The 12,859-nt window shown below is 56.7% G+C and carries 12 protein-coding genes; 2 read left to right on the top strand and 10 right to left on the bottom strand.

Translation table 11 applies throughout. The features are described 5' to 3' along the window. The first annotated feature begins 14 nt into the window (after positions 1 to 14). Together FB547_RS13765 and FB547_RS13760 are read left to right on the top strand one after the other, a co-directional pair. Complete coding sequence (locus FB547_RS13765; RefSeq protein WP_145743102.1) at positions 15 to 449, top strand: low molecular weight protein-tyrosine-phosphatase; 435 nt, start codon at positions 15 to 17, stop codon at positions 447 to 449. Next, positions 446 to 2,713, top strand: coding sequence for a polysaccharide biosynthesis tyrosine autokinase (locus FB547_RS13760; protein ID WP_145743100.1), 2,268 nt, complete (start codon positions 446 to 448; stop codon positions 2,711 to 2,713). Before FB547_RS13765 ends, FB547_RS13760 begins: the two co-directional genes overlap by 4 nt. 58 nt (positions 2,714 to 2,771) lie before the next feature. On the opposite strand, the gene FB547_RS13755 is transcribed toward FB547_RS13760, so the two are convergent. The 10 genes from FB547_RS13755 to FB547_RS13710 all read right to left on the bottom strand — a co-directional run bounded on the left by FB547_RS13755 (position 2,772) and on the right by FB547_RS13710 (position 12,856). Beyond that, positions 2,772 to 4,766 carry a polysaccharide biosynthesis protein gene (locus FB547_RS13755; RefSeq protein ID WP_145743098.1) on the bottom strand — a complete coding sequence of 665 codons (1,995 nt, stop codon included), beginning with the start codon at positions 4,764 to 4,766 and terminating at the stop codon, positions 2,772 to 2,774. A 52-nt stretch (positions 4,767 to 4,818) separates the two neighbouring features. After that, positions 4,819 to 5,190, bottom strand: a complete 372-nt coding sequence (locus FB547_RS13750) for a VanZ family protein (protein WP_145743096.1) — start codon at positions 5,188 to 5,190, stop codon at positions 4,819 to 4,821. Beyond that, positions 5,187 to 5,825: an acetyltransferase gene (locus FB547_RS13745; RefSeq protein ID WP_145743094.1), complete on the bottom strand. Its 639-nt coding sequence runs from the start codon at positions 5,823 to 5,825 to the stop codon at positions 5,187 to 5,189. The genes FB547_RS13750 and FB547_RS13745 overlap by 4 nt, the downstream gene beginning before the upstream one ends. Positions 5,826 to 5,839: 14 nt before the next feature. Then, complete coding sequence (locus FB547_RS13740; RefSeq protein ID WP_145743092.1) at positions 5,840 to 6,400, bottom strand: sugar transferase; 561 nt, start codon at positions 6,398 to 6,400, stop codon at positions 5,840 to 5,842. Continuing rightward, complete coding sequence (locus FB547_RS13735; RefSeq protein ID WP_145743090.1) at positions 6,397 to 7,389, bottom strand: UDP-glucose 4-epimerase family protein; 993 nt, start codon at positions 7,387 to 7,389, stop codon at positions 6,397 to 6,399. The genes FB547_RS13740 and FB547_RS13735 overlap by 4 nt, the downstream gene beginning before the upstream one ends. A 1-nt stretch (position 7,390) precedes the next feature. After that, positions 7,391 to 8,545, bottom strand: coding sequence for a glycosyltransferase family 4 protein (locus tag FB547_RS13730; RefSeq protein ID WP_261380274.1), 1,155 nt, complete (start codon positions 8,543 to 8,545; stop codon positions 7,391 to 7,393). A gap of 84 nt (positions 8,546 to 8,629) precedes the next feature. Further along, the gene (locus FB547_RS13725) at positions 8,630 to 9,709 is read right to left on the bottom strand and encodes a glycosyltransferase family 4 protein (protein WP_145743088.1); all 1,080 of its coding nucleotides are present in this window, start codon (positions 9,707 to 9,709) and stop codon (positions 8,630 to 8,632) included. Further along, positions 9,706 to 10,641 (bottom strand): glycosyltransferase family 2 protein, encoded by a 936-nt coding sequence (locus tag FB547_RS13720; RefSeq protein ID WP_145743086.1) that lies wholly within the window; start codon positions 10,639 to 10,641, stop codon positions 9,706 to 9,708. Before FB547_RS13720 ends, FB547_RS13725 begins: the two co-directional genes overlap by 4 nt. 131 nt (positions 10,642 to 10,772) lie before the next feature. Beyond that, the gene (locus FB547_RS13715) at positions 10,773 to 11,762 is read right to left on the bottom strand and encodes an EpsG family protein (protein ID WP_145743084.1); all 990 of its coding nucleotides are present in this window, start codon (positions 11,760 to 11,762) and stop codon (positions 10,773 to 10,775) included. Beyond that, the gene (locus FB547_RS13710; RefSeq protein WP_145743082.1) at positions 11,759 to 12,856 is read right to left on the bottom strand and encodes a glycosyltransferase family 4 protein; all 1,098 of its coding nucleotides are present in this window, start codon (positions 12,854 to 12,856) and stop codon (positions 11,759 to 11,761) included. The genes FB547_RS13715 and FB547_RS13710 overlap by 4 nt, the downstream gene beginning before the upstream one ends. Positions 12,857 to 12,859 lie beyond the last annotated feature (3 nt).

Raw genomic sequence — 12,859 nt, 5'->3', positions numbered from 1 at the left:
GAAAGGCGGACACATTGAAATCCGTTCTTGTCGTTTGCATCGGCAACATCTGCCGAAGCCCGATGGCGCATGTCCTGCTGGCTGATGCGCTGCCGGAGATCACCGTGTCGTCGGCCGGCACGGGTGCATTGATCGGCCACCCTGCGGACCCCATCGCCCAGGAGCTGATGGCCGCGCGCGGGCTCGACCTGAGCGCGCACAGGGCGCGCCAGATCACCCAGTCCATGTGCGTGCAGGCCGACCTCATCCTCACCATGGACGACGGGCAGCGCCGACACATCGAAAACAACTACCCGCTTACGCGCGGCAGGGTCTTTCGGCTTGCCGAAACCGCCAAGCTGAACATCCCTGACCCCTACCGCATGGGCCAGGAAGCATTCGAGCACGCACTTCAACTCATCGACGCCGGCGTCAAGACATGGGCCGAGCGCATTCGGCAATTCAAATGAACACTCCTGTTGTGACCACTTCCAATGCTGTGCGGGGCGGCCAAGCTGCTGCGTCCTTGACTGCACGGCCGGACGATGACGATGTGATCAACCTGTCGGAGTGGATCGACATTCTGATCGACCGCAAGTGGCTGGTTGCAGCCGTCACTGTGCTGGCGCTAGTGCTCGGCGTGGCTTACGCGCTACTCTCCACCCCGGTCTACCAATCGAACCTACTGATTCAGGTTGAGGACGCTGCACCAGATGCCAAAGGCTTCCTTGGCGAGACCTCCAGTCTCTTCGACGTAAAGACGCCCGCTACAGGTGAGATCCAGGTCATTCGCTCGCGTATGGTGCTAGGTGCAGCCGTGGACCAGACACGTGCCTATATCGACGCCAAGCCGCGTTACCTGCCGGTAGTCGGACATTGGCTGGCGCGGCGGGCCGACGGGCTTTCGGAGCCCGGCTTTCTCGGCATCGGCGGCTACGTCAACGGCAAGGAACGAATCAGCGTCGCACGCCTCGATGTGCCGACGGACCTTGAAGACGAAGCGCCCTTCCTGGTCACCGCTCAGGGCGAAGGCAAATACACGGTGACGCACGCGGAACTGGGCCAGCCTCTGACCGGCACCGTTGGCCAGCCGCTGCATCATGCGCTCGAAGACGGCGCCATCGACCTGCTGATCGACAAGCTTGAAGGAAAACTCGGCGCGCAATTCGTCGTATCGCGCGCTTCGCAACTCAGCACTATCGAAGATCTACAAAAACGCCTGCAGCTCGGAGAACAAGGCAAGCAATCGAACGTGATCAGCGTGGCGCTGCAAGACAGCGATCGCGACCGGCTTTCCCGCATCCTCAATGCCATTGGCGAGCAGTACGTGCAGCAGAACGTCGAGCGCAAGGCAGCCGAGGCACAGAAGACACTGCAGTTCCTCGATGAGCAGTTGCCTGAATTCAAGCGCCAGCTTGAAGCCTCCGAAGATGCCTACACCCGCTTTCGGAACAAGAACGGCACCGTGGCCTTTGACGAAGAAGCCAAGGGCGTGCTGGCCCAGACCATCGAGTTGCAGACCAAGCTCCTCGAAACTCAGCAGCGCCGACGCGAGGTGGCGGCACGCTTCACCGACGCCAACTCGCGCGTGAAGATCATAGATGGGCAGATCGGCGCTATCGAGAAAGAGATCAGCGGCCTCAACGCGCGCGTAAGCCGCATGCCCACAATGCAGCAAGATGCGCTGCGCCTTGAGCGCGACGTGCGAGTGAATAGCGGGCTTTACCAGTCGCTGCAGAACAATGCACTGCAACTGCGCCTGGTGAAGGAGGGCAAGACCGGCAACGTGCGCCTGCTCGACAAGGCAGTGAAGCCAAAAGAACCAATCAAGCCACAAAAGTCGCTTGTCGTAGCGCTGGCATTGGTGCTGGGCCTCTTAGCCGGCGCAGTACTGGCCATTGTGCGCAGCAACTTTTTCGCAGGCATCAAGGATCCGCAGGAGATCGAGGCCCACACCGGCCTCTCGGTCTATTCGGTCGTGCCCTTCACGCCCGACCAAACGACGCTCGATCAAAGCGTTGCAGCGGGTGCCAGAGGCATTCAGCTTCTGGCAGTGACCCACCCGGAAAGCCCCCCCATCGAGGCACTGCGCAGCCTGCGCATTGCACTGCAATTCGCCACGATGGAGGCCGGCAACAACCGCGTGCTCATCACCGGCGCAACGCCAGGCATTGGCAAGAGCTTTGTTTCAGGCAACTTCGCCGCCATCATGGCCCACGCCGGCAAGCGGGTGCTGCTGATCGATGCCGACATGCGCAAGGGCCACCTGAACAAGCAGTTCGGTCTGCCACGCGAGGGCGGCCTCTCGGAACTGCTGGCTGGCGAGCTTTCAATGCAGCAAGCCATCCGCTCGCAAGTGCTGCCCAACCTTGACGTGCTGACCACCGGCAAGCTGCCGACCAATCCGGCCGACATGCTGATGTCGGAGACCTTCATCCGCCTGCTCGACGCGCTCTCCGCGCAGTACGAGCTGGTCGTCATCGACACGCCCCCGGTACTGGTGGCCGCTGACACGGCCGCCGTCGCACCGTACATGGGTGCAGTGCTGCTGGTGGCCCGCGCAGATCAGACCCAGCTTGGCGAACTCAATGAAAGCGCCAAGCGCCTCGCGCATGCTGGAAAGGCGGTCAGCGGCGTGATCTTCAACGGCATCGACCTGACGCGGCGCCACTACGGCAGCCATGGCTACCGCTACGGCGGCTACCGGTACACGGCGTACAAATACAACGAATAGACCCGCAGGTCAGGGGCGGGGGCAGTGCGGAGACGTCGCCCAGCGCCCCGATGTGAAATCAGACTGGGGCGAGTACCTGCGGTGGCACTGCAGCAGCAGGGGCGGTGCCATCCGGCGTTGCCGATACCAGCGCTGGCAGCGCCTCGTTCTGGCGTTCAAGCTCCATGTACACCCAGTCCACCACCTCCGCATGCGGGAGGTAGCCGCCCAGAAGCTCCTGGAGTTTGCATTTGATCGCAGGCACGTCATTGCGCTCGAGCAGTGCGCCTAGCTCGTCGATCTGCTGTGCCAGTTCTGCCCAGGGCGGGCACGCCTCATGCGCCTTCATCACGCGTGGATGGGCGGTGGGCATGGCGTTGTCACCAATCAGAAGTTCTTCATAGAGCTTTTCGCCCGGCCGCAAGCCGGTAATCAGCAGCTCGATATCGCCTTCGGGGTTGCGCGCGTCGCACACCGTTCGGCCCGACAGTTCCACCAGGCGGCGTGCCAGGTCGATGATGCGCACCGGCTCGCCCATCTCCAGCACAAACACGTCGCCGCCCTCGGCCATGGCGCCGGCCTGGATCACCAGTTGCGCCGCTTCGGGAATGGTCATGAAGTAGCGCGTGATGTCTTCATGCGTGAGCGTGATCGGTCCGCCCGCCTCGATCTGCTGGCGGAACAGAGGCACCACCGAGCCGCTGGAGCCCAGCACATTGCCAAAGCGCACCATCGAAAAGCAGGTGCTCGGCTTCTGTTGGGCCAGGCCCTGCAGCGTCATTTCGGCCAGGCGCTTACTCGCACCCATGATGTTGGTCGGCCGCACGGCCTTGTCGGTGCTGACCAGCACGAACTGGCCCACGCCATGGTCCCGCGCCGCCAATGCCGCCGTGAGCGTGCCCAGCGCGTTGTTGATCAAGCCCTCCACGGGGTTGTGCTCGACCAGCGGCACGTGCTTGTAGGCCGCGGCGTGATAGACGGTGCTGGGCCGCCACACGCCCATGATCTGCCGCATGCGCGCCGCATCGCACACGGAGGCCAGCAGCGGCACCACGCTCAGAGCGGGCGCCTTCTGCTCCAATTCGCGGTGAATGGCATAGAGCGCGTATTCGCTCCACTCCACCAGCAGCAGCACCGAAGGCTTCAACTGCGCGATCTGGCGGCACAGCTCGCTGCCAATAGAACCGCCCGCACCAGTCACCAGCACCACCTTGCCGCGCACATGGCGATGCAACAGATCTTCGTCCGGCGCCACCGGGTCCCGGCCCAGCAGGTCTTCGATGTCGACCTCCATCAGGTCCTTGACCTGCACTCGCCCCTGCGCCAGGTCCGCCATGCCGGGTAGCGTGCGCACATGCAGGTGCAACGACAAGAGTTCGTTCAGGATCTGCGCCCTGCGCCCTTGCGACACTGACGGCAACGCCAAAAGCACGTCGGTAATGCCCTGAGCGGCCGCGTTGGCCTTGAGCCAGGACGGCGGGTAAATGGGCAGACCGTTGAGGGTGCGGCCTTGTAGATGCGGCGAATCGTCGACGAACAGCCGCACCACCATCTCCGGGCTGTGCGACAGCGCTGCGGCCAACTGGCGCCCGGCCTTGCCAGCGCCGTAAATCACCACCTGCGGAAGCGTCTTGCCGCGCAGCACCTGTGTGTAGAGGCCGCCCAGCCAATAGCGCGCAAACAATCGAGAGGCGCCTACCGTCAACAGCAGCAGCGCGGGCACCAGCAGGCCCACTGTTCGCGGAACGCCGTCCACCCCGACCACAGTGAACATCAGGACATAGCCCACGCTGAAAACGAAGCACGCCCGCATGATGGCCATCAACGCCGCGCTGCCGGCGTACCGGAAGATCGCTCGGTACAAACCCGTGACCACGAACAGCGGCAGCGCCAACATGATCGCCGCGCCTACGGCCAGCCAATGCGCCCCTCTCAATTCGACCCACTGCTCGTAGCGCAGGCTGAGTGCGAGCCACACGCACAAGACACACAGGCCGGCATCCACCGCCAAAGCCAAGAGCCGCTTCATGGGACGCGGCAGTGCCAACATAGGCTGGGCCAAACGATCGATCATGTGGATTCCCTCGAGAAATTCTTATCAACAAGCCGGCGATGCCGTGAATCGGTCATTTCGCCCCCTCGCTCACGGGGCACCAGCGGTCCAGCAAGAACGCCAAACCTGCGCCCAGCAGCAACCCGACCGCATCAGCCAGAAAGTCAGCGGCTTCAACAAAACGATCAGGCGTGAACGCCTGAAGCAGTTCGATGGCCCCGCCATAGGCCAGCAGTGCAGGCAAGACAACGGCGGCGCGCCCGGGCCAGGCCCAGCAGCCCAGCAGCCCCAACACCGCAAATCCCAAGCTGTGGTTGCTCTTGTCCCAGCCGGTGGTGGGCATGGATACAGTGATCGGTGCAAGCGACATCACCAGAATTCCAATGGCGCAGAACCAGAAGCCATAGCGCCAAATATTCTTGCGAACGATCGGAAGCTTGATCATTCCGTCGCTCCATGAGCGACTGCCTGAACGCAATGACTCGTCTCCTGATCGACGGACATCGCCTCACCTGCGCGCAACACCGCTCTTGCAGGCAACTCAACGCCATAGCCCAAAGAGGCACCAACCTGCATCCATGCGCCTCGACCGAGGACCGCGCCACCGGCCATGCTGGCGTTGCCTCCCAAGTGGGCAAAGTCCTCAACTACGCAATCATGGTCGACCACCGCTCCGCAATTGATGATCACACCTTCGCCAAGCTGAGCCTCAGTGCCCACAATAGCGCCAGCCATGATGACCCCTCCCGCTCCTATGGAGGCGCGGGGCGACACCACAGCGGTTGGATGCATGACTGTGGCTAGCGACAGCCCCGCGGCATGCACGCGCCGATGCAATGCCTCGCGCAAAGTGTTGTTGCCAATAGCAACTACCACTGCGTCCACTCTTCCTCTGCACTCGGGAAGCATGGCTGTCGTGCCCCACACGGGCCAATCCCATACATGCTGATGTGGCTTGGCCGCATCATCGAGAAAAGCAGTGAGTTCGAAGCACTGCTCCTGCCGTTGCTTCGACAGGAGCACAGCTTCTGCCACGGAGCGTCCATGGCCGCCTCCTCCGATGATCAGCAAACGTTTCATGATTCCCTCGTTGTTTAATGAGCAACGCCGTCACGGCGCATCACCTTGACAAAGGTGAGCCAGAGAATGCGAATGTCGAAAACCAAAGAACGTCGATGCAGGTATTCCGCATCGAGCTTGACCTTGTCGGGAATCGGCAACTCATCTCGTCCGTTGACCTGCGCCCACCCAGTGAGCCCCGGTACCAGCGCATGCACACCCTGCTCGGTGCGCAATGCGATGAGGTCTTCTTGATTGAACAGTGCGGGCCGCGGCCCCACAAAGCTCATGTCGCCCCGCAAGATGCTCCATAACTGCGGCAACTCGTCGAGACTAGACTTGCGCAAGAAGGAGCCAATGGGCGTGAGATAGACCTTGGGATCTGCGAGCAAATGGGTGGCCACAGCCGGCGTCCCCACTCGCATGCTGCGAAACTTCGGCATTCTGAAGATCACGTTATGCCGCCCTACTCGGTCCGACCAGTAGAGCGCCGGACCGCGTGAGGTCAGCCGTACCAGCAGCGCAACGAACAAGATAGGGCCCGCAAGAAAAAGCGAGGCCAGCAGCGCCAACAACAGATCAGAACACCGCTTCACGTCGCACTCCTCACAGCCCTGCGCAACGCTTCATCCAAGCCCACTGGCGGACGCCATCCAAGCAATTCGCAGGTCTTGGAAATATCCACCTGCAACGAACCGCACAAGCGTTGGGCCACAGTCCGTTTGCCCAGCACCGCTGCAGCCAACTCCAACCAAGACATGGGCACTGGCAGCAGTCGTGCACGGCGCCCCAGCGCCTCTGCGGTACGGCGCAGCAGTTCGGTCGTAGATACGTCTTCTCCGTCCGACACCATGAAGGTTTGCCCAGCCGCATTGGGATGAACCAATGCCACCGCTACAAGGTCAACCAAGTTGTCGAGTGCCACCAAGCTGCGCTGATTGACGATGGCTCCCAATGGCAACGGCACGCCCCTCTTGAGCCAGCGCGCCATCGAAGCAAAGTTGGCCTTCACGCCTGGGCCGTAAACCAACGGCGGACGAATGACGACGATCTCCATCGATGTTGTTTGCGACAGTTCTCGCAAGCCCTGTTCGGCTTCCATCTTTGAAATGCCATAGGCGTCCTGCGGCGCTGGTACCTGCTCTGCCGTGAAAGGCAAGCCAGCTTGAGTCGACTCACCGTTTACCTTCACCGAACTGATAAACACAAAGCGCCGCACTCCGGCAGCAGCCGCTTGCCTGGCTAACGTTAATGTGCCCTGCACGTTGGTGCGACGGAATTCGGCCAACGGGTCGACCGCACCTTCATTCATCACATGCACACGGGCAGCGCAGTGCACCACCGCATCCACATCAGCAAGTGCATCGCCCCAACGGTCGAAGGTGGCAAGGTCAAGAACCAGCAGTGGTCTTACACGTTCTTCGCCCCATACCGTCTCGCGCCTGGCTGGCGCCACGACCCGTCGGGACGGGTCGGCCAAGATCCGACGCATGACTGCCCGGCCGACAAATCCTGTAGCACCCGTGATCAACGTCAGGCCTCTTGCGCGGACGGGTCCTGCACCCAATTCAATTCCGGCTTCCATGCTAGGCCCGCGCCTTCAAATCCGAGTAGATCCGCAGATGAGCACGGGCCACATGCGCAACGTCGTACTCCCTCTCGGCGAGAACACGCCCAGCGTCGCCCATCCGCTTGCACTTGGCCGGATCGCCCAACAATTCCTCGATAGCGTTAGCTAACGCAGCGCTGTCACGGCACGGCACCACCACGCCCGTAACGCCAACCTCGATCGCTTCACGGCATCCTGGTACATCCGTCGTCACGACGGGCCGCGCGCAAGCGGCGGCCTCAATCAGAATCTTCGGAATACCTTCGCTGTAGGAGGGCAACACCACCAGATTGGCTGCAGCCAATACCGATTCCATGTCGGATCGCTGGCCCCACCATTCAATGACACCCTCGTCCACCCATTCTTCGATCTGACGCTCTGGAACACTGGTAGGGCTTGCTGCGTCTGGAGTACCCACCAACACAAATCTCGAGCTCACTCCACCCTGCCTGACCAACCGTGCAGCGCTTACGAACTCTTGGATTCCTTTGTTCCAAAGCAGTCGAGAAGCGAGGACCACGATCGGAACACCCTCCGGCAACGGCTGAGGTGTAAACCGAGTCAAGTCAGCACCCGATCCCCGGATTAGCACCACATCAGAGCGAGCAAGCCCGGTCATTGACAGCACGGTGTCCTGATCGCCCGTGTTCTGAAAAATGACTTTCTGATTCCTGTGTTTCAAGGCCATTCGATAGCCGGCGCGAACTAGTAGACGCTTCAAGCCGGCAACTAGCCCGTCAGCAACGAAAACCGAACCCAAGCCCGGCACAGCCGATACGAGCGACGGCACCTTTGCCAATCGCGCCACCATCCCCCCAAGAAGCACGGGTTTGATGGTTACTGTGTGGATTACATGAGGCCGTACTCGGCGAACAATCCTCAACAACTGCCAAGCGGAACTTGCCGCATTGACTATGCCTACGCCGGCGCGCTCCAACTGAAGAGGATGCACCACCAGTCCATGACGTTCTAATTCTTGCCTCCGGTCGGTCAAGCCTGTAGCTATATGAACCTGCCATCCCTGACGAATCGCCTCAAGAGCGATCGGCAAGCGATGAGACAAGAAAAACCAATCGATATTGACGACAAATAACAATGCGCCACTACCCTCGACGCCATGCTTCTCCGTCACGTCAGTATCCTAGAATTCATTTTCCCCACTGCCGACTCCAAATTTCCGCACCTCTTTGAGGTGCCCTGAGGAAGCGAAAGAAACTCAGCGTTCGCATGCTTGCCTCGCGCCGGCCTTCACCAAAAGGTTTGCTAGTAGAGGGCCTGCTTGCTGGACGCAATATTCGGCCTCCACGCTCCGACGTCCCTCACGGCCCATGGATCGTCGAAGGTCAGCATCACGCAAAAGCTGCTCGAGCTTTCCCACCCAGGCATCCGCCGACGTCACCAAAAACCCATTGACCCCGTCGCGCACGATTTTCGTATTCACACCAATCGGTGAGGCCACGACGGGCAAACCGCACGCCATATATTGAATAAGCTTGTACCCACACTTGCCGCGCTCCCACGGTGAGTCGTTTAAGGGCATAACACCTATGTCGCACTCAGCGATCGATTGCACTTCCGACTCCTCAGTCCACGGTACGCACTCGACGTCAACCCCCGTCATCTTCAGACTGCCGCCTATCACGCGCAGCTTGAATGGGGAACGCGCAGCCAGAGCGGCCAGCGGCGCTTCAAGTGCGGCCAGATATTTGACCGTGGATGGCGAACCGATCCATACGATGTATGGGATATCGACCCGCCGCTGGTTCGGAGGCTTGGCGGCATATCGCTCCAAATCAACCACTGTAGGCAGCACTTCTACCCAGCGTGCCCCGGCTTTTCGCGCCCGTTGAGCCAAGTAATCATTACCCGCAATTACCAACCGAGCATCCGCCATCAAACGGTCAATGCGCCGCCCCAACAGCCACCGAACCCACACCGAACGATGTTGATCGTATTTATGAAAGATTGCATCGTCATAGTCGAGCACGTACGGCACGCCACTGAGCAGCACCCTTTCGCATAGCGCCGGCGTCCAAGGCAACGCCTCCTTTTCAATCCAAATCAAATCAAAATGATGCCGGTGAAGCAGCTGCGCCACGCGATTTCCGTATGCCTTAAGGACGGCACCTGCGCTGTATTGCCTTCTTTTGTACTTATTAATCAACATTGCATCCCCAAAAAGGGGGGAAATCAAACCATCCATTCCCGCCGTTTTAAGAAGCGGCAAAAATTGCATAGTACGCAGGCGAGAAGAAGCTCCTAAACGTCCATATCGGGTGAGCGCAAGAATCTTCATTTCCGTGAACTCTTAAAGATATTTGGAATATCCTGCCACAGCATCCCATAACCTCGCAACGTATTACGCAAATCTTCAACTCCACCACGCAGCAGGGAAAATATTGCACGTGATGCAGGCTCAATAAACAAGGTTATCCCTGTGAGGGCCCAAGCTGCAGCACGAGAGAAGTGTTTGAAGGCGTAAAGCAAGCGACTGCGTAGGGAGTAAAAAAGTCGATGGGCTTTAATTTGCCCCGAGGTTCCACCCCCCGCATGAAACGCTTGCGCCTCCGTTAGATAGATGCTGCGCCATCCGGCCTGCTTGGCACGATAGGAAATATCTACTTCCTCAAAATAAACAAAAAATCTTTCATCAAATCCTCCAAGCCCCTCAAAAACGGCACGACGGATAAAGAAAAATGCACCAATCACTTGGTCAACTTCGCGGTCAGCAGAATGATCCCATTCATTCATATGCGTGCTCCAAGAGTGCAACCAAGGTAATTTATTCAATCCAAGGGCCTGAGCTAGCAGCAATGGCGTTGTAGGAAAGCGAGAACAACTACGCGACACTCGTCCGACCGAATCAATTAATTGAATGCCAGAGATGCCAACATTAGAATTGTTGCCTCTTTGCATATAATTCAAGGGAACCAACAGCGATCCAGGAAACAATCTGGCATCTGGGTTCAAAAAAAGAATAAACTCACTCTCACACAACCTTGCGCCCCGATTACAAGCCGCCCCAAAACCCAAATTCTCCTTATTGAAGACCAACTGCAAAACGATCCCACAATCACCGACATCAATGCTCTTCATTGAATCGTCCGATGAATCGTTATCAACCACGACGATCTTGCCAACTACATTTTCGTGATTATTTACGATACTGCTTACAGCCTCGCCAAGCTGAAGACCCGAGTTCCAATTCACCAAAACAATATCAATCATAATAACGCCCTCCGTGTTGAACCATGAACTCGAAAACCATCAGCGCCGGGATGCACTCAATCCTCAATAGATAGGGTTTTGACCCCAATCTCATGCAACCAAATACAAAAAAATACTCGACGGCCAAAAACTCAATACCCAAGCTCGCTTGCAAAGAAATCCAAGACAAAATAGAGGTATACCGACAAAAGAACGGAGGCGAGAACAAAAAAAACTATTCCAGCTCTTATTTTTTTTCCGGCAAAAGGAAATTGAGCGACAAATACAATCCAAAGCACGGAAAATAATTCACGTCCGCGAACCGCCACCACCCCCAGATCAATAAATCCATAAAATACAGCAAACCCAAAAACCTCAATCGCCAATACCTTCTTCATTACCCCAGAAAGATCTCTCCAGCATACGAAGGACAACGCAATCAAAAAGAATTCAGGAAAAAAGACAGGAGAAAAGGCCGCATCGCGTCTTGATTCGATCCCAGCATTTATATACATTTCAAAGACGACAATGCGATCCGCCAAAAAACCTACTAAGTAGTCCGAAATAAGATAGCAAGAGACATATACGATAAGGGCGGCAAGAACAATTCTCCCCCGTGTTAACGCAGCCATTGGAGTCAAAAAAAATGGCAACACCAATCCTGCCGAATTATGAAATGCAATGGCAATCAAAGAAATCGACAGCGCAATCCAATAGCGTTCAATTGAATAATAATAAAACACCACCACCAAGAGAGACGCCGCCATCGCAGCACGAAGTTGAGTCAACTCGTGAAGTGGGAAAAACTTAAAAAAATAGAACACCAAAAATATCCAAGCATAATTTTTGGCGGAAAATCTCCCCGCGAAATACACCTTCAACCCAATTGCTATCAGGACAAAAAAACCATAAACGTGGACGTTTTCTCGAAATATCTGCGTCAGCAGATAGCTGAGATGCAAAAATCCAAGCTCGAACCTCGACTCCCTTAATTGGGAGAGATAATCCGAGCGCAATTGATCAAAAAAGTAGCTATATTGCGGATAATCAGGGCTATAACCAAACGGTTGCAACACAGAAACCAGTGCTGCAGCCGCTCCAATTGCCAGCGTTAAAACTTTGGATCTGGATACGCGCATCATCGGCACTCAAACAACCCGATGAACCGCTGCGAGACATTTTTCCAATAAAAAAAGTCGATGGCCGCCGCAGCCAGATCTAGTTTTTTCAAAACGTCAACCCGAGACGATGCAGAAATTTCAAGCACGGAAGAGACGATAGATTCGGAGTCCTCAGTCGGCACAATCCAGGAATTTTCTTTGTTTGCCGGCAAATACCCCGTGGTGATGACAGGGGTTCCGCAACTCATAGCCTCCAAGACCGGATAATGGCATGCCCCAAGTTGGACCGTTCCAGGTGCAATAAGTATGTCGATGGATCGATAAAAATCTGATAGCTCGCGGTCATTAGAAGGCACAATGATTTCCGCCCTATCATGCGTCCAATTGTCTGGCAAATTACCATATGCCACTTTCAATTGGATTTTTGAATCTATAAGCGCCAGCTTTTCAAAAGCCTCAAGAACATATTTAGTCCCCTTAGAGGCTTCCTTCCTGCCAATGGTCCCAATTTTCAATGTTTTACCAACACCAAGATCCGGAGGTGAACTGCGACGGTGAAATATCGACTCATCAACCCCCGGAGGAATCCATTGCTCAGCCTTTATATCGCGATACCCAAGATAAATAGGTGCGTTTGCGATTTGCCTCAAATTCAATCGATAGCTAAATTTTGAAAGCTTTTCAAGTACTCTAGCTTTTCGACTCTTACTAAGAGAGTAATATTCCGGCTCATAGGCCTGAACGTAATAGTACTTAGATGCCTTCCCGCCTCTGGCAAATGCCACGGGAAATGCGGTAAGTGAGTGGTTCGCTAAAACCACGTCATACTTTGCACCAATTTTCCCTAATGCACGCCACATCCCAAAATAAATCGAGGCCGCATTTCCCTTCGAAGAAAACTCTTTTCTCAGCATGTCGCCGTGATGGTCAATCAATCGCCCAAATTTATCGAAACGATGAATTCTTGCGCGAGTGGGAAAATAGGGATCCGGGGATCTTTCGTCAACGAGAAAGTCGACCTGATGACCGTCCATCGTCCAATGGTTAGCCAACTCGGAGAGGACTCTGTAGCCGCCAGCGTGGCCAAAACCAGTTATGGGGATAAGTATTTTCATAGA

The organism is Variovorax beijingensis (genome assembly GCF_007828835.1).
Taxonomy (GTDB): domain Bacteria; phylum Pseudomonadota; class Gammaproteobacteria; order Burkholderiales; family Burkholderiaceae_C; genus Variovorax; species Variovorax beijingensis_A.
The sequence above is the reverse complement of the archived record's forward strand: the minus strand, read 5'-3'. Positions and strand labels throughout refer to the sequence as shown.